Source organism: Martinezella paranaensis (assembly GCF_014200235.1).
Classification (GTDB): Bacteria; Pseudomonadota; Alphaproteobacteria; order Rhizobiales; family Rhizobiaceae; genus Rhizobium; species Rhizobium paranaense.
Genome location: NZ_JACHBI010000011.1, coordinates 86,671 through 107,048 on the forward strand (window position 1 = coordinate 86,671; position 20,378 = coordinate 107,048).

14 protein-coding genes and 1 pseudogene are annotated in these 20,378 nt (G+C 59.3%); 3 read left to right on the plus strand and 12 right to left on the minus strand.

The window, feature by feature from the left end:
- The first annotated feature begins 89 nt into the window (after positions 1-89).
- Genes GGD50_RS23660 through GGD50_RS23670 form a run of 3 tightly spaced genes read left to right on the plus strand, consistent with a single transcriptional unit; the run spans position 90 to position 5,528 of the window.
- Positions 90-842, plus strand: a complete 753-nt coding sequence (locus GGD50_RS23660) for an ImuA family protein (RefSeq protein WP_004129847.1) — start codon at positions 90-92, stop codon at positions 840-842.
- Positions 763-2,274: a Y-family DNA polymerase gene (locus tag GGD50_RS23665; RefSeq protein WP_037155994.1), complete on the plus strand. Its 1,512-nt coding sequence runs from the start codon at positions 763-765 to the stop codon at positions 2,272-2,274. Before GGD50_RS23660 ends, GGD50_RS23665 begins: the two co-directional genes overlap by 80 nt.
- On the plus strand, positions 2,271-5,528 hold the full coding sequence (locus tag GGD50_RS23670; protein WP_183939826.1) for an error-prone DNA polymerase: 3,258 nt from the start codon (positions 2,271-2,273) through the stop codon (positions 5,526-5,528). Before GGD50_RS23665 ends, GGD50_RS23670 begins: the two co-directional genes overlap by 4 nt.
- A 187-nt stretch (positions 5,529-5,715) precedes the next feature.
- Here GGD50_RS23670 and GGD50_RS23675 read toward each other — a convergent pair whose 3' ends face one another.
- From GGD50_RS23675 to GGD50_RS23735, 12 genes and pseudogenes are all read right to left on the minus strand, one after another.
- Positions 5,716-6,738 carry a TRAP transporter substrate-binding protein gene (locus GGD50_RS23675; RefSeq protein ID WP_004129841.1) on the minus strand — a complete coding sequence of 341 codons (1,023 nt, stop codon included), beginning with the start codon at positions 6,736-6,738 and terminating at the stop codon, positions 5,716-5,718.
- Between the two features lie 49 nt (positions 6,739-6,787).
- The gene (locus GGD50_RS23680) at positions 6,788-8,659 is read right to left on the minus strand and encodes a TRAP transporter large permease (RefSeq protein ID WP_004129840.1); all 1,872 of its coding nucleotides are present in this window, start codon (positions 8,657-8,659) and stop codon (positions 6,788-6,790) included.
- A gap of 775 nt (positions 8,660-9,434) precedes the next feature.
- Positions 9,435-11,276: a methyl-accepting chemotaxis protein gene (locus GGD50_RS23685; RefSeq protein WP_240535560.1), complete on the minus strand. Its 1,842-nt coding sequence runs from the start codon at positions 11,274-11,276 to the stop codon at positions 9,435-9,437.
- A gap of 441 nt (positions 11,277-11,717) precedes the next feature.
- Positions 11,718-12,995: a DUF3422 domain-containing protein gene (locus GGD50_RS23690; protein WP_004129836.1), complete on the minus strand. Its 1,278-nt coding sequence runs from the start codon at positions 12,993-12,995 to the stop codon at positions 11,718-11,720.
- Between the two features lie 164 nt (positions 12,996-13,159).
- Positions 13,160-13,993, minus strand: a pseudogene (locus GGD50_RS23695) (NAD-dependent epimerase/dehydratase family protein).
- Positions 13,994-14,091: 98 nt separating this feature from the next.
- On the minus strand, positions 14,092-14,739 hold the full coding sequence (gene otnC, locus GGD50_RS23705) for a 3-oxo-tetronate 4-phosphate decarboxylase (RefSeq protein WP_004129830.1): 648 nt from the start codon (positions 14,737-14,739) through the stop codon (positions 14,092-14,094).
- A complete protein-coding gene (gene otnK, locus GGD50_RS23710) occupies positions 14,736-16,010 on the minus strand; it encodes a 3-oxo-tetronate kinase (RefSeq protein ID WP_004129826.1) in 1,275 nt (424 codons plus the stop codon). The genes otnC and otnK overlap by 4 nt, the downstream gene beginning before the upstream one ends.
- 3 nt (positions 16,011-16,013) lie before the next feature.
- Positions 16,014-17,492, minus strand: coding sequence for an aldehyde dehydrogenase (locus GGD50_RS23715; protein WP_028753517.1), 1,479 nt, complete (start codon positions 17,490-17,492; stop codon positions 16,014-16,016).
- A 14-nt stretch (positions 17,493-17,506) separates the two neighbouring features.
- Positions 17,507-18,217 carry a haloacid dehalogenase type II gene (locus GGD50_RS23720; protein ID WP_004129810.1) on the minus strand — a complete coding sequence of 237 codons (711 nt, stop codon included), beginning with the start codon at positions 18,215-18,217 and terminating at the stop codon, positions 17,507-17,509.
- A complete protein-coding gene (locus GGD50_RS23725) occupies positions 18,214-18,543 on the minus strand; it encodes a putative quinol monooxygenase (RefSeq protein WP_004129808.1) in 330 nt (109 codons plus the stop codon). Before GGD50_RS23725 ends, GGD50_RS23720 begins: the two co-directional genes overlap by 4 nt.
- Positions 18,540-19,655, minus strand: a complete 1,116-nt coding sequence (locus tag GGD50_RS23730; protein ID WP_004129804.1) for an isocitrate/isopropylmalate dehydrogenase family protein — start codon at positions 19,653-19,655, stop codon at positions 18,540-18,542. The genes GGD50_RS23725 and GGD50_RS23730 overlap by 4 nt, the downstream gene beginning before the upstream one ends.
- 12 nt (positions 19,656-19,667) lie before the next feature.
- On the minus strand, positions 19,668-20,378 hold the full coding sequence (locus GGD50_RS23735; RefSeq protein ID WP_004129802.1) for a GntR family transcriptional regulator: 711 nt from the start codon (positions 20,376-20,378) through the stop codon (positions 19,668-19,670).

Below are 20,378 nucleotides of genomic sequence, written 5' to 3' on the forward strand. Positions count from 1 at the left end.
TTCAGTTCGGTGGGAACAGAAACAGAACATCAGCATTTTGCTCGACATGATGTCGGCCGCCAACACGACCTTGAAGGGAGCCGTGAACGATGACTGCTGCCCGCGAAAGGGTGATTTCCGATTTGCGCGAGCGCATCGCCTCGCTGGAGGGCGTGTCAGCCAGAAAGGCTGGCTGTCTTTCCTTCGGCGTGCCGGAAATCGATGCGGTCCTGCCAGGCGGTGGCCTTGCCTATGGCGCCCTGCATGAGTTTGCCGGCGGCGGGCAAGGCACGGTGGATGGTGCCGCGGCAGCGCTTTGCGCAGCTGGCATCGCGGCGCGCACCAAAGGTCCTGTGGTCTGGTGCCTGACGCGGCCGGACCTGTTTTTTCCCGCACTCGCTGAGGTCGGGCTGCATGCGGACCGGGTGATCTTCGTGGAGTCCGACAAGGAAGAGGATGTGCTCGCCAATATGGAGGAGGGGCTGTCCTTCGGCGGCCTCGGCGCCGTGGTCGGTGAACTCGTCCGCCTGCCGATGGTCGGCTCGCGCCGGCTGCAGCTGGCGGCCGAGAAAACAGGGACGATGGCGCTCGCCGTCCGACGCTGGCGCAGGCAGACGGAGGCGAATGATTTTGGCCAACCGACGGCGTCGACCACGCGGTGGCGGGTCAGCGTCATGCCGTCGGAGGAGCTGCCAGTGCCGGGTGTCGGAAGGCCCCAATGGTTGCTGGAACTGATGCGCGTAAAAGCGGGTGAATGTGCTGAATTTCTCGTAAGGGCGTGCGATGACAAGGGTTGTCTCGATCTATCTCCCGGATCTGCCGACGGATCGCATTCGTCGCGCCGATCCGTCCATTCCGCCTGAACAGCCAATCGCCGTGATTGCCAGGAGCGGCTCGAAGCGCTGGGTGTCGGCCGCCGACGCGGCCGCCAGACTAGCCGGCGTTCATGTCGGCATGCCGGCGGCGAAAGCGCAGGCGTTGTTCCGCGGCCTGATGCTGGTCGATGCGGATCCTGAAACGGATGCCGCAGCACTCGAGCGGATCACGCTCTGGGCTCTGACGCTCTATTCCCCGATCGTCGCGGTCGATGGGATCGATGGCATTGTCATGGATACCGAGGGTGCCGATCACCTGCAGGGTGGCGAACTGCCGATGGTGACGAAGATCGCCAATCAGTTTCTGGCCAGAAAGCTCACGCCCCGTGTCGCTGTCGCCGACACCTGGGGAGCAGCTCATGCCTGCGCGCGCGCCATCAGTCGGGATACGGTTATCGTGCCCCTCGGTGAGACCGTGCGCGCCGTCGAGAAACTGCCGATATCGCTGTTGCGCCTTCCCGGGAAGGTCGTCAGCGACCTTCGTACGCTCGGCTTCCAGACGATCGGCGAATTGGCCCACACGCCGCGCGCGCCGCTGACGCTTCGTTTCGGCCCGGAGATCGGCCGGCGGCTCGACCAGATATTCGGCCGTATCCCGGAACCGATCGATCCGATCCGCACCGCCGAACTGATCGAGGTCAGCCGTGCTTTTGCCGAACCGATCGGTGCTGCCGAGACGATCGACAAATATGTCGGCCGGCTGGTCGTGCAACTGATCGAGGAACTGCAAAAGCGCGGCCTTGGCGTTCGCCGAGCGGATCTGATCGTCGAGAAGGTCGACGGAACGCGGCAGGCGATCCGCGCCGGCACGGTGAAGCCGGTGCGCGATGTCGCCTGGCTGACGAAGCTGTTTCGTGACCGGACGGAAAAGATCGAGCCCGGCTTTGGGATCGAAAAACTGACCTTGGTCGCCGTCATGGCGGAGCCGCTGGAGGAGCGCCAGAAATCCTCATCGCTGGTCGAGGACGAGGTCATGGACGTGACGCCGCTGATCGATATCTACGGCAACCGTGGCCAGCGTGTTTATCGGGTGGCGCCGGTTGCCTCCGACGTGCCCGAGCGCTCCGTCCAGCGGATCAGTGCCGCGGCTGGTCCGATCGAAGTCACCTGGGTCAGCCATTGGCGCCGGCCGGTCCGCCTGCTGGCGCGCCCGGAGCTGATCGAGGCCATCGCGTTGCTGCCGGACCGTCCGCCGGTCTCCATCACTTGGCGTGGCAAGCGCCGGAAGGTCAAGCGGGCCGATGGGCCCGAGCGGATTTTTGGCGAGTGGTGGCAGCGCGACGCGGAGATGGAAGCGGTGCGCGACTATTTCGTCATCGAGGACGAAGCTGGCGAGCGTCTTTGGGTTTTTCGCTCCGGTGATGGCATCGATCCTGAAACCGGTAGCCACCGCTGGTTCATGCACGGGATCTTCGCATGAGCTACGCCGAGCTGCAGGTCACCACCCATTTTTCCTTCCTGCGCGGTGCAAGCTCCGCGCAGGAACTGTTCGAGACCGCCAAGGCCCTCGGTATCGAGGCCCTCGGCGTCGTCGATCGCAATTCGCTGGCCGGGATTGTGCGGGCGCTCGAGGCGTCGCGCGCCACCGGTTTGCGCCTCGTCGTGGGTTGCCGGCTCGATCTCACTGATGGCATGTCCGTGCTGGTCTACCCGACGGATCGCCCTGCCTACTCCAGGCTCACACGGTTGATTACGCTCGGCAAGTCGCGCGGCGGCAAAAACAACTGCATCCTGCACTGGGACGACGTCATCGCATATTCCGAAGGCATGATCGGCATCCTGATGCCGGATCTGCCGGATGACACCTGTGCGCTCCAGCTGCGCAAGATGGCCGAGGTTTTCGGCGATCGCGCCTATGTGTCGCTTTGTCTGCGGCGTCGGCAGAACGACCAGATGCGGCTGCATGAAATTTCCAATCTTGCGGCACGGTTCAAGGTGAAGACTGTGGTCACAAACGACGTTCTCTTCCATGAACCAGGCCGCCGGCAGTTGCAGGACATCGTCACCTGCATTCGCACCCGCACGACGATCGACGATGTAGGCTTCGAGCGCGAGCGCCATGCCGATCGATACCTGAAGCCACCGGAAGAAATGGAGCGCCTATTTCCCCGCTACAGCGAGGCGCTCGCGCGGACAATGGAGATTGTCCGTCGGTGCAAGTTCTCGCTTGAGGAGCTCACCTATCAATATCCGGAGGAGGCGATCGTGCCAGGCAAGGACGCCCAGGCCTCGCTCGAGCACTATGTCTGGGAATGCGTGCCAAACCGCTATCCCGAAGGTCTGCCACCTGACGTTCTGAAAACAGTGCGGCACGAGCTCGATCTGATCCGCACCATGAAATACGCCCCGTATTTTCTCACCGTCTTCTCGATCGTGCGCTATGCGCGCTCCCAAGGCATAATCTGCCAGGGCAGGGGTTCTGCGGCCAATAGTGCCGTCTGCTACATTCTCGGCATCACCAGTATCGATCCCTCAACCAACGATCTTCTGTTCGAGCGCTTTGTCAGCCAGGAGCGCGACGAGCCGCCGGATATCGATGTCGATTTCGAACACGAGCGGCGCGAGGAGGTCATTCAATGGATCTACCAGACCTACAGCCGAGAAAAAGCAGCACTCTGTGCGACCGTCACCCGCTACCGCGCCCGCGGCGCGATCCGCGATGTCGGCAAGGCGCTCGGCTTGTCAGAGGACGTGATAAAGGCGCTGTCGTCGGGCATGTGGTCCTGGTCGGAAGAGATCTGCGACCGCAATGTCCGGGAGCTCAATCTCAATCCGGATGATCGCCGTCTGGTGCTGACCCTGAAACTGGCGCAGCAGTTGATGGGCGCGCCGCGTCACCTCGGTCAGCATCCCGGTGGTTTCGTGCTCACTCATGATCGGCTCGATGATCTGGTGCCGATCGAGCCGGCGACGATGAAGGACCGGCAGATCATCGAATGGGACAAGGACGATGTTGAAGCGCTGAAGTTCATGAAGGTCGATGTGCTGGCGCTCGGCATGCTGACGTGTATGGCGAAAGCGTTCGATCTGATCCGCGAGCATAAGGAGGATGATCTCGATCTGGCGAAAATCCCGCAGGAGGATCCAGCCACTTATGCGATGATACGCAGAGCAGACACGCTCGGCACCTTTCAGATCGAAAGCCGCGCGCAGATGGCAATGCTCCCGCGTCTAAAACCCCGTACCTTTTACGATCTCGTCGTGCAGGTCGCGATCGTCCGGCCCGGACCGATCCAAGGCGACATGGTGCATCCCTATCTGCGGAGGCGTGAGGGGAAGGAACCTGTCGAATATCCGACGCCGGAACTTGAGGCGGTGCTTGGCAAGACGCTTGGCGTGCCATTGTTCCAGGAGAGCGCTATGCGGGTGGCGATGGTCTGCGCCGGTTTTACCGGCGGCGAGGCCGACCAGCTCCGCAAATCGATGGCGACCTTCAAGTTCACCGGTGGCGTTTCGCGGTTCAAGGACAAGCTGGTGTCGGGAATGGTGAGGAATGGCTACACGCCGGAATTTGCCGAAAAAACATTCTCCCAGCTCGAAGGATTCGGCAGCTATGGATTCCCGGAATCCCATGCGGCGTCGTTCGCGCTCATCGCCTATGCCTCCAACTACGTGAAATGCCACTACCCGGACGTCTTCTGTGCGGCGTTGCTGAACTCGCAGCCGATGGGTTTTTATGCGCCGGCGCAGATCGTCGGCGACGCAAGGGCGCACGGCGTCGAGGTGCGGCCGGTCTGCATCAACCGTTCCCGGTGGGATTGCACGCTGGAGCGTATCGGCAGTTCGGGCCGGCACGCCGTCCGTCTTGGATTCCGGCAGGTGAAGGGATTGGCTGTCGCTGATGCCGCGCGGATCGTCGCGGCGCGCATGAACAGCGCCTTTGCCTCCGTTGACGATATGTGGCGCCGATCTGGCGTTCCGTCGGAGGCGCTTGTCCAGCTTGCAAAGGCCGATGCCTTCTTGCCAACGCTGAAACTTGAGCGCCGCGATGCGCTCTGGGCGATCAAGGCGCTGCGCGACGAACCGCTGCCCTTGTTTGCGGCCGCGGCCGAACGGGAAATGGCTGCGATCGCAGAGCAGCAGGAGCCGGAGGTCGCGCTTCGACAGATGACGGACGGCCATAACGTCATTGAGGACTATAGCCATACCGGCCTGACACTACGGCAGCATCCGATCGCCTTCCTGCGCAAGGATCTCGCGGCGCGCAACATCATCACATGTGCCGAGGCCATGAATTCGAGGGACGGGCGATGGGTCTATACCGCTGGCCTCGTCCTGGTGCGGCAGAAGCCGGGATCGGCCAAGGGTGTCATGTTCATCACCATCGAGGACGAGACTGGGCCCGCGAACCTCGTTGTCTGGCCGACACTCTTTGAAAAACGCCGGCGGATCGTTCTCGGATCTTCGATGATGGCGATCAATGGTCGGATTCAGAGGGAAGGGGAGGTCGTCCATCTTGTTGCCCAGCAGCTGTTCGACCTGTCTGGCGACCTGGTGGGCCTTGCAGATCGTGATCAAGAGTTCAAACTGCCGACGGGGCGGGGTGATGAGTTTGCCCATGGTGGTGGTCCAGATCCACGGGATAAGCCGAAGCCGGTGGTAACCCCGCGCGACATGTTCGTGCCTGACCTTCATATCGATACGCTGAAGGTGAAGAGCAGGAATTTTCATTGATATTCAGTTTGGAAAGCGAGTCGCTGGTTCACACCCTTTCAAGGCGCCCGAGTATGATCCGCCGGCGCCACCCGCTGCACGCGATTGCCACAAAGTCACGAAAAAAGCCGGGTCTCGTGATGTTCTCACGAGACCCGGAAGTCGGCCGGACAGCCGGCCTCTGGGAGAACATATACCTTCTAGGGGCCTACGTGAGTTTCCCTACCGTCTTCTCGAGAATTGCCCACAATTCCTCGCCATATTTTTCGCGCCAGCCGGTGTAGAAGCCGCCGTCGCGAAGTTTCTGCCTGAACGCCTCAGTGTCGGGCTGATTGAATACAAGGCCCTGTTTGGCCAGGACGTCTTTGAGGGACTCCGACAACTTGGCCATATCTTGGCGCTCATCAAGCGCGGCTAGGTTGATGTTGCGGCTCACGACCTCCTGCACATCCGCCGGCAGGCTTGCCCAGTTGCGCTTGTTGGCAACGCAGAAAAACGCGTCCCACATGTGCCGGGTTAATGCGCAGTATTTTTGGACCTCGACAATATTTGCGGTCTTGATGTTCGCCAGCGAATTTTCCTGTCCATCGACGACCTTCGTCTGAAGTGCAGAATAGAGTTCGTTGAAATTAATGGACGCCGGAGCTGCCCCAAACGTCTGGAACATGGAGGTCCACAGCGCTCCGACTGGAACGCGGATTTTCATACCGGCGAGATCTGCGGGCGAGTTGACTGGGTGCGTGCTGGTGGTGATGTGCCGGAACCCGTTGTCCCACATCTTTTCCATCGGGAGGAGATTCACCTTTTCGATGAGCTTTTGCAGAGCGGCACCGAGTTCACCATCCATCGTCTTCCAAACCGTATCATAGTCCGGGAAAATGAAGCCGAGACCGTAGATCGAGGCCGCCGGGACCATCGTGGACAGTACATTGATACCAGAGTTCAGGAACAGATCGATGCCGCCTGCTCTCACCTGCGACAGCATATCAGTGTCGCTACCAAGCTGGTTGTTCGGGTAGACCTGCAGTTCCACCCGCCCGTTTGTCTCGTGTTGGATGCGTGCTGCCGCCTCCCTTGCGCGCGTGGTGATCGGATGGGTCTCGGCCAGATTGAACGCGAACTTCAGGGAATACTCGGCTGCGGCCGCTCGCTTCATCGAAAACCCGAGCGCCGTGGCGCTGAGACCAAGCGTCGTCGTCACTGTGAATGCGCGTCTTGTCAGATTTACCATTTCGTTCTCCTCCAAATAAGCTCTGTAATTTTGGTTGGTCGAGGTCGGGCTACAGGAAGCCGATCGAGAGCCACGGAACCGCAGCAACCACAGCAAGACCAATGGCCATGGCGACGATGTAGCCGACGATCGGTTTCATGCCGGCGTCGGGGCTGACTCGGCTGATTGCACAGGCAGCGTAGTAGCCAACACCGAAGGGTGGAGCGAAGAGGCCGATACCCATCGCCAACACGACAACCATGGCGTAATGCACCTGATGGATGCCCAACTGCTGAGCAACCGGGAACAGCAACGGTGCGAACAGTACGATTGCGGGTATCCCCTCGAGCACACTGCCGAGGATGATGAATATGACGATCGAGACGATCATGAACGTTACCGCACCGCCCGGGAGCGTTGAAAGGTTTTGAGCCAGCGCTGTCGAGAAGCCTGATTGCGTCAGGCCCCAAGCCATCGCCGTGGCCGCGCCGATAATCAGAAGGATAGACCCGGACAGGCTCGCCGTCTCGACAAGCATTGGCTTGAGCCGGCGCCAGTCGAACTGACGATAGAACACCAGACCCGCGACAACCGAGTATGCAATGCCGATCGTCGAAACTTCTGTCGCCGTGGCGACACCTTCGATGACGGCTGAACGGATAACGAACGGAAGCGCAAGGGCAGGCAGTGCAGCGAGGAGCAGCTTGCCGATCTGCCGTCGACTTGCCCTCTTGACGTGACTCGGGTCATCGTTGCGGCAGCGCCAGCGCACCAAGAAGCAAAGGGTTACCGCCAGAATAAGGCCGGGGAGAAGACCGCCGGTGAACAGCGCGGCGATCGATACCCCGGTTGCGGATCCCACTGTAATCAAGACGATGCTAGGCGGGATTGTCTCAGTCTGGGCGCCCGTCGCCGAGAGAAGTGCGACAAGATCGCCTTCGTCTGCGCCGCGCTCCTTCATCTCCGGAAACAACACGGGCGCGACGGCGGCCATGTCGGCGGCCTTCGATCCGGATATCCCAGATACAAGATACATCGCAGCCACCAGCACGTAGTGAAGCCCGCCGCGCACATGGCCAAGTAGGCTGGCGAGGAACGCAACCATAGCCCGCGCCATACCCGTCATCTGGATAAGTTGGCCGAGAAACACAAACAGAGGGATCGCAAGAAGGATCAGATGGCTGACACCTTCGTCGATCCTGCCGACAATTATTAGAGGCGGCGTTCTGGTGGTCAATATAAGGTAGCCGAATGTAGCGATCGCGAATGAAAAGGCGATCGGCACGCCGCCGAAAACACACGCCGCAACGCCGCCGACGAAGAAGATGAGAAGATTGAGGTTTCCAAGACCGACGAAGACCGGCTTCAGCGCCCAAAACAGGCAGAAGACCGCTGCAACGGCAGCAATCGCACCGAGCGCTAGACGGAGATTCGAGCTCTGCAGAAGCCGCAACACCGCGAAAACAAGCATCAAAGCGAAGCTCGTCGGCAACGCCGAGGCGCGCCATGAGTTCTGAATATCCATCGCGGGCGTCCAGACGTAGGACTCTTCGGTGGCATATTCCAGAGATGCGGGCAGGATCAGCACGAGGAAGGCAAGTGCCGCCGCGACCGAAACCAGTTCAACGAAGCGGCGTGTATCGCCCTTCAATGCGGTGACCACCGCCGTCATGCGCATGTGTTCCTGCCGCTGAAAAGCGACGGCCGAACCAAGCATGGCAAGCCAGAGAAACAAGATTGACGCCAGTTCGTCCGACCAAACCAGCGGGACGTGGAATACGTAACGAGCGACGACGGCCGAAAACAGCAGAAGAATTTCGCAAAGCACCAGAAGTGCTACCGGTATCTCCAGGCATTTTACCAAGGCATGTTCAATCTTGCGTGCCATTGCTGCCAAGCTCGACGTCCTTGCAACATCTTCGATGACTCCGTGAACAGTCATAGTGGCCTCCCCATTCGGTAAGGCCTGATCGTTTGCGTGCGGGTGCAACGCAGTCGGGTATTTCTCAAAACCTGTCCTCCCACGCTCGCGCGGGCGCACTGCTCCTGCCCGAAAAGCCGGTCAAGGTTCCGGAGTGTTCTCTAAAGTGCGTTCCCACGAATTCCGCGCACTGTGCTCCTCTGCGCGTAGGTATAAGGTATGATGTCATACCCAATATGGCAAGCACTTTTTCTGCCGTTTGGTGGAGTCTTGAAGGGCAACGAGTACGGCCTCTGTCGAGGCATCGATCGGTCACTGGATTGATCGCAGAGAATTGCCCTCGACCACATCGAGGTTCCACTGCCTTGTGTGCACAAATGTTAGGAGATCTTGGAGCCGACGAGTCCTGTTTGGCGACCAGGGCAAGCCGCATCCTATCATCGCGCCGTCGCAACTCGACTCCCGAAAACGGCAACCGAACGCTTGTGCCGGCTCGATGTCCCTATTCCGTCCCTAGTCGTTCGAGAGCGGCGAACCTGGCGCGTCTTAAGTGGAGAACGTGCCTTGCCGGCTTAAAACGCCGGGCCGCCTTATTGACCTTCCGGTTAATAAAAAGGCGCCTCAAAAATTCCGGCCGCTTACCGCAGGTCAGCGGCCCTCTGAGTTTCCAGCGCCGCCAATCTCCCCTCCGTAGATTGCTGCGTCGTCGGGTTCCGGTCCTCGGCAGATGCTAGTCCCTCTGGGGGAGGGAGATCACACCGGGCATAAAATGAAAGTCCTGCTTTGCATCGGCTTGCTATGCCACGACTAGATAAAGCGTTGGCTCCTCTGCGCGGTTCGTCTTTGCCGGCCCATCGGCAATTTGGAACCTGGATAGCATCTCGAAAAGCGATGCGGTCTCCTTCGCGAGATTGTTCACGGCAGCAGTCGACTCTTCCACCATAGCTGTGTTCTGCTGTGTCGCTGATTCGATCTTACCGACTGAGAAATTGATTTCCTTGAGCCCGTCGGCTTGAACGCGAGAAACCTGAGCAATGGCGTCGACGTTCTGATTGACGCTCTGCACCTGAACAACGATTTGGCCCAAAGCGTTGCCGGCCTGTTGCACACGCTGGACCCCATCATTGATATGCAGGTTGGATATTTTGATCAGAGACTTGATTTCTTTCGCCGCCGCCGCAGACCTTTGCGCCAGGTCTCTGACCTCCTGCGCTACTACCGCGAACCCTCGGCCAGTCTCCCCGGCCCGAGCCGCCTCAATGCCTGCGTTCAAAGCCAAAAGGTTTGTCTGAGATGCGATTTCATCGATGACACCGATAATATTGCCTATTTCGACCGAAGAAGACCGAATGTTTGTCATGGCCTCAATAGTCTCGCGCATTATGGTGCCTGACCTCTCGGCATGTTCCTTGGTCTCGCCGACGAGGATCCCTGCTGCGTGAGCTTTATGGCTTGCGTCCACCACCTGCCTTGTCATGTCTGCGAGGACAGAAGCCGTTTGCTCGACGACTATAGCTTGCTGCTCCGTTCTCACCGCGAGTTCGTTCGAGGAAGCACGGATTTCTTCAGCCCCCGCAGCAATCGCCTGCGCATTGTCGTTTACTTCGGACATTGCATCGCGAAGCTGGCTAATCGCTGAATTGAAGTCCAATCTGAGCGGCTCAAGAGCTCCCGTGAAAGGCCGATCAAGCTGAATGTGAAGGTTGCCTTTCGATAACTGCCTCAGTGCATCGGCAACTTGTTCGACGGCGGAACTGGTCTGTTCGGCAGCCCGCTGGCGCTCCTCTCCTTCGTTCTCCAAACGCCGCCGCTCGGCATCCTGTCGATGATGCTCGGCGACCGCATCGCGCTCCGCTTTTTCTGAAAGATGATTCTTAAGGCCGGATATCTGCCGCGCGAGCTGACCGATTTCATCCTTCCGTCGCTCGAGTATTTGGTCAATTTCCATGTCGCCGGCGATCATTTGCAGGACTGACTGCTGTAGTTTCGCCAGAGGCACGATGATGGAGCGGATAGTGAGCGATGCCGCGGTTACTCCGAACAAGGCAGCTATGCCGAGCGCAGCTAGCGTCAGAAATTTAAATTCATCAGAAGCTGCTTTAACTTTGCCACCAACGCCTTGGTTTAGAGCTTGCTCGTAATCGATCAACTTGTTCAGAGCACCAATCCATGCCGTCAACTTGGGTCTCAGTTCATTTAAGAGCAGCGGCTTTGCCTCGTCTCTTTTTCCGTCGAGCGTCAACTTGGTGACGTCGGCAATCAAAGGCTCGGCGTCATTCTGAAAAGCCGTCAGACCCTCAGCGAGGCGACGCTCTGCGGGGGTGCTGGCGACGTCGGAATTAACGGCCTTTTGCAACTCCGCGAAGTTGGAAGCGTAGGATGCCTGTAGCTTTCTCATCATCACGATTGTCGTGGCTTGATCCGTATTCGAGTCAGTCAAAACGATGTCGCGCAATGCTACCGCTCGATCGCGGACCGAGCCCAGCATATCGATGCCATTCCGAAATTTTTGGCTATTACTGCCATTTATGAGGCTGAGCTTCCCGTTGATCTCGTCGACCTGGCTGATTGACGAAAGAGACAGAACTCCCATTGCGCACAACAGCAACCCGAATGCGATAGACAAACGTATCGCCACGCCAAATTTCCGAATCCTCCACATTATTTCCCCTCCGCCCGAGCAAACCTTTTGAACTCCGTATGAGGTATAACCTTATACGTAATACCTTAACCGAAATTGAAGGGCGCAAAGGCCAATGGAGGATACGATCGAAAGAACCCTCAGCCGGCTGGCGAGCGGATCAAGGCTCTGGCCGACTACGGCTATTGCGTAGGCCGATCAACCGGATCAAAGCTCCCATCGGAATTTTCGGCAAAGCTAAAAGTGCGTCGTCTCTGGCATTATTGATTGTCGCCGACGTCGTGGTGGCGAGAATGCCTGCCAAATCTTAGATTCAAAACGCAGTCCCCGAGCGAGCCATTACCTGAAGAAGAGATGACCGCCTCCGCTGAACCGCCTCGTGGAGATACTCAAGAGCTGCTTGATTGATCGAGTTTGTTGAGGCGAGGTTGCGCGCCGCTAGCTCTCTGCTTTCAGCGCATGCTTGACGCGCAGAATAGTGATCACAACAGATCCCACAACGACCGGAACAGCGACGAGCATGATCATTGGATCGAAATGGAACCCAGCGTGGTCTGCCGTTTCATACACGAACTTCAGCAAGCTCAACAAATAGTAGCTTATTGCAATGATCGAAAAGCCTTCGACCGCGCGCTGGATCTTGACCTGCGTCGCGGCGCGATCAGCCATGGCCTGGATCTGTGTCGCGTTCTGGAATTCGATCTCGACCTGAATTCGGGTTTGCAACAAGTCGAGCAAGTGCATCGCGGCCCTCGATAGTTGCTCAAGCCTCAAGGCGGTCGCTTCACAGGTACGCACCGCTGGCTTGAACCGCCGCTCCACGAAGGTACCGAAGCGTTGAAAGCCGACGACGTGCGTTTCCCGTAAAAGCGCGATCCTCTCCTCAACGATCTTGGCGTAGGCTGCGGTTGCGCCGAACCTGTTTCTGGTCTCGGCGGTGGCCGAAATGACATGGGATGAGAGAGCGGTAATCTCCTCGAGCAATTGCTTGTGCTGATGTGCGGGCGTACGAAGATTGCGATTGGTCAGTTGAACCAACTCCGTGTCATATCCGCCGAGAAGCGGGGCGAGACGACGCGCTTCCGGCAATCCGAGAAGCGCCATGGATCTGTAGGTTTCGATCTCGAAGATCCGGCGTACCATGCGCCCCAGGCGGTGTGCGTTCAGGTCCTTGTTGAACAGGATAATTCTACTTGAATTGTCCCCTCGAACACGAAAATCGGAGCAAACCTGCGCCGCGCCCCCACCGATCAATGAGGCGGCGGTATCACCGAAGCCGAAGGTTTCCAGCACCGGTCCCAGCTTGTCAGGAGGGTTCCCGAGGACAAGGATGCTGACGTGACAAACGAGCAGCGGTGAGTTCAATCCTGCGAGCTCGGCAAAATCACTTTCAAGGAGGTCAGATTCCGGCCAGCCCCCTGGCTCGCTGTCAAGTTTCCGGACGCGCGTAACCGTCACGAATTCAGTGTGCCTTTCGACTCTAACCGAAATCGTGCCATCAGCTTCGAGACTGTCGTGGAACTCCTTGATCACACCGTCTATGGGCATGAAAGCAACGTGCTCAACAATTGCCGGACCGGTGAAATAGATCGACGGTCGAGCGTGAAGCTCGGAGTTGAAGTCTGCCGTCTGCTGTTTGAAAGCAGTTGGACGAGAGATCTGTACACAAGGAGACGTCGTTGCCGACGCTGCTTCTTCCGCACCCTTCGAAATCACGTCTGTGTTCCCCATTTTCAGAAGTGCAAACACCGGCGAACCTTATGAAGCGAATGCAAGCAACTTGGAAGCCCGCCCGGATATGATAAATCTGCTGATCCGCGTTCGACCTTCTTTTGAAAGGTCACAGCAGCCTAAGAAGCTAGGAGACCCCCGCTGGTATGTCACGCCAGCTGTACTTCGGGCGATATCATAGAACGTCTCGGGGCCACTAGGCTTGAGACAAGACTGCCATGTTCAGCACGTTGTCCTTGTAGCGGTACATTGGGATAATAAGCAGCCCTAAGGGCACGTGTGGGCCGCGCCAACACGGTATCATCTGCTGCTATCACGAAGTGATGGAAACCATTGAGGCTTGCGTTGAGCGCAAGCGAAATGGCCTGGGCACAGTCCCGTCTGTCAACATAGGACCACAGGTTCCATTTCTGAACGCCGGGATTATCTTCGCAAGCTTTCATTGCATCATATTGGTGGGGCTCTTTTACCCAAGAAAACCGCGGGCCGATCATTTTGAGCGCGGGATCCCAGCGGCAGAATTCGGCTGCGACGGATTCGTCTACAAGTTTGGAAAGCGCGTAGCTACTCTCAGGCTTCGAGGTCAGCTTGTCATCGACCGGAAAATAGGCAGGTGGATCGTCAAACGGGACGCCCAGCAAGGTCTCACTGCTCGCAGAAACAATGTTCTTTATGCCCGCGATCCTTGCAGATTGGAAAACATTGTAGCTGATGGCGGTATTGGTGTGAAATATGTGCGTGCTCGCAGCGACTTTCGCGCCTACTATCGCAGCAAGATGGACGATGCCCTAAATCCCGGATTCGATATCGGCGACCGCATCAAGGACCTGGCCATAGTCCCGCATATCGACGCGGGCGAACGGGCACCTCATGTCGGATGACGGCACCTCGTCGATTCCGATGACCTCGTGCCCCTCTTCGAGAAGGCGTTCAATCGCCGCGCGCCCGATTCGTCCGCTGCTTCCAGTGACCAGAAGTTTCATGGCATTTCCCCTTTACGGGCCGCACAATGGCACGAACGAGAGTGCAGGTTACGGCACCCAGACCCGCTGGGTTCCTCCTGGTTCGTAACGCGCTCCTGTCACCTCGAGAGATTGATCAAGGTGGCCCTTTCCTCGGCGGTGAGCGGCCGGACCTCGTGGTTCTGCAAGAGCAAGAAGAGCTTCGCCGTTTCCTCCAACTCCTCAGTCGCGTACTGGGCGTCCTTTAGGGACTTGCCCGCGACGACAGGTCCATGGTTTGCCATCAACACCGCATGATGGTTCGCGGCGGCGGCTCCCACCGCCGCCGCCAGCGCTTCGTCTCCGGGAGGAAAATACGGCACGAGCGGCAGGAAACCGATACGCATGACATAGTAGGCGGTCAGGGGCGGCAGAACGTCGCGCTCGTTGACCTGCTTCAACAAGCTGACGGCAACCGAATAGGTTGAATGCAGGTGGACGACGGCTCGGCGATTGTCCTTACCGCAATACATGCACTTGTGGAGGAACGCCTCCTTGGTGGGCTTGTCACCTCCGACATGCACGCCTTCCGCCGAAAAGCAGGACAGCCGTGCTGGATCGAGCACGCCCAACGAAGCGTTGGTGGGCGTCATCAAAATTCGACCGTCCGACAGACGGACGCTGATGTTGCCGGTCGATCCTGCGGTCAGCCCGCGGTCGAAGAGCGAGCGACCGACCTCGACTATCTCGTCGCGGACCTTCGTCTCTTCAGATATGGAGCCTATCATCGTAGCCGGTCCCAAGCGTTCATGAAGAAGTCCCGTTCGCCGAAGTTGCCGGACTTCAACGCGAGCGACAGAGATCGCCCCTGGCTCTTTGCGTGTACCCACGGCACTCCGGGGGCGATTTCGTTGCCAATCGAGAGCTGGTCGACGCCGAGCGACTTCACCACCGCTCCCGACGTCTCGCCGCCGGCGACGATGAGATCGCTCACACCCTTCTCGACGAGCCTTCGCGCGATTGAGGAGAGGGCGGCCTCGACCATCTCGCCGGACTGCGCGGCGCCCAACTTGCGTTGGTTTTCCTTCACCTCGTCGGGCAGAGCCGTCGCATAGATGAGAACAGGCTTGCGGCCCAGACGGGACGAGGCCCACTCGACGGCCTCGCCGACGACATCGCCGCCGTCCGCCAGCTTTGAGAGGTCGACGCGGAAACCCTCGTGGTCTGCGAGCATCGCCTCTACCTGTCCGTTGGTTGCGACCGAGCAGCTACCGGAGACGACGGCTCTGTAGCCTTCTTCCAAGTCAGTCGTAACGGCAGCGTCGCGGCTGTTCCCGCCGGCAAGAAGAACACGAGCCAGCCCATATGCCAGGCCCGACGCACCGGTGAACAGCACGAGATCCTTGAATGCCTGGGCAATCTCGACAAGGTCCTCGTCAGCCAGGGCGTCGATGACGACAATACGCGTGCCGTCGCCGTGAATGGGGGCGGCCCATTCGGCGATGGCGGACGCCCCTTGCTTCACCGTCTCGTAATAGCATCCGGTGATTTCGGCCCGCGACTGCGGCCCGAGCACCCGCAGCAGGTTCGCGTCTGTCATCGGCGTCAACGGATGATTGCGCATGCCGGACTCGTCCAGCGGCACGTCGCCGACGAACAGGTTGCCCTTGTAAACCGTCCGGCCGTTGGCAGGGAAGGCGGGGCAGGCGATCGTTATGGATTGGCCAAGCTCCGCAAGCATCGCGTCGGCGACCGGGCCGATGTTGCCCTTCGCCGTGGAATCGAACGTCGAGCAGTACTTGAAGTAGTACTTCTGCGCGCCACAGCCACGCAGCCATCGCAGCGCGGCCAAGGACTCCTCGACCGCCATTTGCGGAGGTGTCGTTCGAGTCTTGAGGGCGACAACGATTACGTCGGCGTCAATGTCCCTGTCGTCTTCAGGAACGCCGATCAGCACCGTCGTTTTGAGGCCGGCGCGCGCGAAGATGTTCGCGACGTCGGTCGCTCCCGTGAAATCGTCGGCGACGCAGCCGACCAGCAACTTTCCGGCGGCCACCATGAATCACCTCATGATGAAGGGGTTGGCGACGTCTTCAGCGGTGGAGATCATCACGCTCTTCGTCTGCATGTAGTTCTGGATCGAGGCGATGCCATTCTCGCGACCGATGCCGGAGTGCTTGTAGCCTCCCAGCGGCGACATATAGCTGATGACGCGGTAAGTGTTGACCCAGATGGTGCCAGCCTGGATAGCGGCCGAAACCTTCAGGATACGACGCATGTCCTGGGTCCAGAAGCCCGCGGCCAGCCCGTAATTGGTGTCATTGGCAATATGCACGGCTTCCTCATCGCTGTCGAAGGGGATGACCGCCAGAACCGGGCCGAAGACCTCCTCCTGCGCGATGCGCATGTCGTTTCGGACCCCGGAGAAAATCGTAGGTTCGACGAACCAGCCCCTGGAGAGCTCGGCATTGTCCGGCCGCCCCCCACCGAGAACGCATTCGGCGCCTTCGCCTTTTGCGATGTTGATATAGCCGAGGATCTTCTCGAGTTGCGGCGGCGTCGTCACGGGGCCAACCTGCGTCGACGTCAAGAGCGGATCGCCCATTCTCGCCGTTTTTGCGAGGTTGACGATCTTCTCGAGAAACTGGTCGTGGATCTTTCGCTGCACGAGCAATCGTGAGCCCGCAATACATGTCTGTCCGGTGGCAGCGAAGATGCCGGAGATCACCCCGTTGACGGCATTGTCGATCTCCGCATCGTCGAAGACGATGTGCGGGCTCTTGCCGCCGAGTTCAAGCGTAACCTTCTTGAAGTTGCGCGCTGCAAGCTCGCCGATCTTGCGCCCGGTGCCTTCACTTCCCGTGAAAGCGATCTTGGCGACGTACTTGTGGGTCGTCAGCGTCTCGCCGACATCTGCGCCGAACCCTGTAACGACGTTGAAGACGCCCGCGGGAAAGCCAGCCTGCTCGACGAGCTTTGCGAACTCAAGGGTCGAAGCAGACGTGAACTCCGAGGGCTTTGCCACGAATGTGTTCCCTGCGGCGAGTGCCGGTGCCAGCTTGTAGGCGAGCAGCAGGAGAGGGGAGTTCCACGGCGTAATCCCGACGCAGACGCCGAGCGGCTCATTACGAGTGAAGTTGAAGGTGTCCGCCTTATCGATCGGGATGACCGCTCCTTCGATCTTGTCCGCCAGCCCGCCGAAGTAGTAGTACCACTGCGGGATGTATTTGAGCTGAAACAGCATCTCGTTGATGAGCTTGCCGTTGTCCGTAACCTCGATCGTCGCGAGATGCTCCGCATTCTCGGCGATCAGATCGCCAAGACGCCGAAGAAGGTGTCCGCGGGCGCTCGCGGTGAGCTTCGGCCACGGACCACTCGTGAAGGCGCGGTGCGCAGCCTCGACTGCTCGTTCCGCATCTTCCCTGCCGCCCTTCGGAATAGCGGCCCAGGTCTGCCCGTTGAAAGGGTTCTTCGTCTCGAACGTATCTCCGTTGGCAGCGTCTTCCCACTTGCCGTCGATGAACATCTTGTATGTCTGCATTGTCTTTCTCTCTTCTAGCATCCGAGTTGTCGGGCGAGGTCTTCGAGATCGTCGGCGACGTAATCCCAGCGCTGCTCGGCTGTGAGGTCGGTCGTCTGGCCCTCGCCGTATTCGGTGGGTCGTGCGATGAATGCGGTTTTAAGGCCAAGGCTGCGCGCGGCGGCAAGATCGTAGTTGTGGGCAGCGCACATCATGACGGCCCCGGGCTCCAGATAAAGGAGTTTGCAGACCCCGAGGTAGGTCTCAGGATCGGGCTTGTAGTGCTGGAAAAGCTCGCAGGAGAACACGTTGTCCCACGGCAAGTCGGCATGCTTTGCCATATTGACGAGAATCGCGACATTGGCGTTGGACAGAGGGCCGATGATAAACTTCGACTTCAGCCGGTGTAGCCCGCGCGATGTGTCGGGCCAGCCGTCCAGGCGATGCCAGACCTTGTTGACGTGCATCATCCGGTCGTGGTCTAGTTCGGCCAGCCCCATCTCTGCGAACACTGCCTTCAAGGCATCGAAGTGAAGTTCGTCCAGGTTCGTCCACGGCAACTCGCCGCTGCGCACCCGCGCTTTCTGGGGATTGTAATGGTCTCGCCAGCGGTCGACGAGACCGGTCCAGTCGATCTGCAGGCCCTCCGCCGCGCCCCAGGCGGTGAGATCGCGGATGATCGAACCCCGCCAGTCGACGACAGTGCCGAACGTGTCGAAGACAATCGCCTTGACGCTGCTGGTCATCTCGCGCCCTCCTTCTTGTGGGACGAAATGCGCTCGAACGTTTCCACTCGCTTTTCGGCCACCCAATCTCGAACCATCGCATCAAAGCTCGTGAAGTGCGGCGTCTTCAGGTGGAAGTCGAAATCGGCTCTTGAGCCATAGACTTCATAGATGTAGATTCGCTCGGGCCGCTCAGGATCGCGGCAGACATCGAACACTTCGCAGTTCGGTTCGTCGCGCAGCGACGTCGCCGCATTCTCGATTATCGCCGCATCGAAATTATCGGCGAACTGGTTTCGAACGACGAACTCTACGACCACGACAAAGCCTGTGGATGCCGAACTCATGCGACCTCCTTGCGGACGGCACCCAGAGCGCCGATCACGCTGCGCGTCATCTCCGCGCAATTGGCGCTTCCGCCATACTCCATTGGAACCGCGATCTTGGTCGACAAGGTGTGCTCGACCGCGGCCTCGATCAGCCCGGCGGCGTCAGCAAGCCGCTGATCCCCGTGCTTCACCGCCAGCCAGTCGAGCATCATCGCTCCCGACAGGAACATTGCGCCCGGATTGGCGACGCCCTTGCCCGCGATATCGGGAGCGGTCCCGTGTGCCGGCTGGAAGAGGCCGTGCGTATCGCCGATGTCCGCCGAAGGGGCCATACCCATGCCGCCGATCAGACCGGCCGCAAGGTCGGAAAGGATGTCGCCAAACATGTTCTCGGTCACCAGCACGTCAAGCGTCCAAGGCTTCTTCACCATGTTGAGCGCCAGCGCGTCGACATAGGCATAGTCCTTCTGCAACTCGGGGTGCTTGGCGGCGATCTCATCGAAAACCTTCCGGAAGAAAGCCATCGAACTGAAGACATTCGCCTTGTCGACGCAGGTCACCGTGCCGGCCTTGCCGCGACGTTTGCGCTGGGCGGCCAGCTGGAAAGCGAATTCGGTAACGCGCTCGGTGCCGGCCCGCGTGATCTGCATCGTGTCGTAGGCCTCTTGGTCGTTTAGCACTTCGCCACGGCCACGCGCATAAAACAGTCCTTCTGTCTGCTCGCGGACCAACACGAAGTCGATTCCTTCGGCGCGAGGATCGGACAGCACTTTCGGAAGGCCGGGAAACCACCGGATCGGACGGACACCTGCAAACAGGCCGAACTCCATGCGCAGGTCGAGCTGCGGAATGATTTCCGTCCCGTCCGGGAAGCGGATGTCGGGCCAGCCCATCGCGCCGAAGAGGATTGCGTCGGATGTCCGGCAGCCCTCGAGCGCGGCGGCGGGCAGGGCCTCGCCGGTCTCCGCGTAGTGCTGGGCACCGGCCTGATGCGTCTCGAACACGAGCGGTGGCGCGCCCGCCTGGCTGACGGCGGCGTCGATCAATTCCAGGCAGGCAGGCATGACTTCCCTGCCGATCCCGTCGCCGGGAAGGACTGCGATCTTGAGAGTGTTGTACAACGATGACATTTGAAACCTGTCCTAGAGGTGGTTGAGGCCGAGGCGCTCGAGAAGGTCGAGCAGTTCCTTGCCTGCCCGCTCGCGGTGCGCCTTGTGAATGTTTCTTGCTTTTTCGCGGTCGCCTTCGCGGATTGCTTGCACGAGTTCTGCATGTTCGCGGGTTGAGTTAACCGGCTTGGGACGCATCTTCAGCGTCACCATCCTGACGCGATGTGCGCGGTCGATGAAATTGAGGACGACCGACTTGAGCATCTGGTTGCCGCCAAGGTCGAGCAGTTGCTCATGAAATCTTGCGTCCGCCTGCGCCCAGCGCTCCAAATTATCTTGTGAAAGCGCATGGTCCATGTCGGCCGTCGCCTTTTCGAGACCCCGGAGTTGATCCTCGGAAAGCTGGCGGCTGGCGGCAAGCTCTGCAGCCGTACTCTCGAGCGACGTCAGGATTTCGTAAATTTCCTTCATGTCAGAAATAGAAATCGGCAGAACCCGCATTCCGTGCCTCGGGATCACCGAGACAAGTCCGTCCTGCTGGAGGCGCATGAGCGCCTCCCTTACGGGCGTCCGGCTCATCCCCAACTGGGACGCGACTTCCTGTTCGGTCGCCTGGTAACCGGGCGCCCACTTGTTATCCAGGATGAGCTGGCGCAACCGAAGGTGGGCTGTCGCGGTCATTGTTTTCGCGAAGGCGTCCTCTTTGATCTCTGAGACCGGTGCTGTCTGTTTCCTGGTCGGCAT

Excerpts from the sequence above, each read along its gene's own strand:
- otnK (WP_004129826.1), bottom strand. The coding sequence starts at position 16,010 with ATGGTGGCCGCCGGAAAGTTGCTGGTCGGCTGCGTCGCCGACGATTTC.
- GGD50_RS23680 (WP_004129840.1), bottom strand. The coding sequence starts at position 8,659 with ATGACTGTTCACGGAGTCATCGAAGATGTTGCAAGGACGTCGAGCTTG.
- otnC (WP_004129830.1), bottom strand. The coding sequence starts at position 14,739 with ATGATAGGCTCCATATCTGAAGAGACGAAGGTCCGCGACGAGATAGTC.
- GGD50_RS23725 (WP_004129808.1), bottom strand. The coding sequence starts at position 18,543 with ATGAGTTCGGCATCCACAGGCTTTGTCGTGGTCGTAGAGTTCGTCGTT.
- GGD50_RS23665 (WP_037155994.1), top strand. The coding sequence starts at position 763 with ATGACAAGGGTTGTCTCGATCTATCTCCCGGATCTGCCGACGGATCGC.
- GGD50_RS23715 (WP_028753517.1), bottom strand. The coding sequence starts at position 17,492 with ATGCAGACATACAAGATGTTCATCGACGGCAAGTGGGAAGACGCTGCC.
- GGD50_RS23675 (WP_004129841.1), bottom strand. The coding sequence starts at position 6,738 with ATGGTAAATCTGACAAGACGCGCATTCACAGTGACGACGACGCTTGGT.
- GGD50_RS23735 (WP_004129802.1), bottom strand. The coding sequence starts at position 20,378 with ATGCCGACCAGGAAACAGACAGCACCGGTCTCAGAGATCAAAGAGGAC.
- GGD50_RS23730 (WP_004129804.1), bottom strand. The coding sequence starts at position 19,655 with ATGTCATCGTTGTACAACACTCTCAAGATCGCAGTCCTTCCCGGCGAC.
- GGD50_RS23720 (WP_004129810.1), bottom strand. The coding sequence starts at position 18,217 with ATGACCAGCAGCGTCAAGGCGATTGTCTTCGACACGTTCGGCACTGTC.
- GGD50_RS23670 (WP_183939826.1), top strand. The coding sequence starts at position 2,271 with ATGAGCTACGCCGAGCTGCAGGTCACCACCCATTTTTCCTTCCTGCGC.
- GGD50_RS23660 (WP_004129847.1), top strand. The coding sequence starts at position 90 with ATGACTGCTGCCCGCGAAAGGGTGATTTCCGATTTGCGCGAGCGCATC.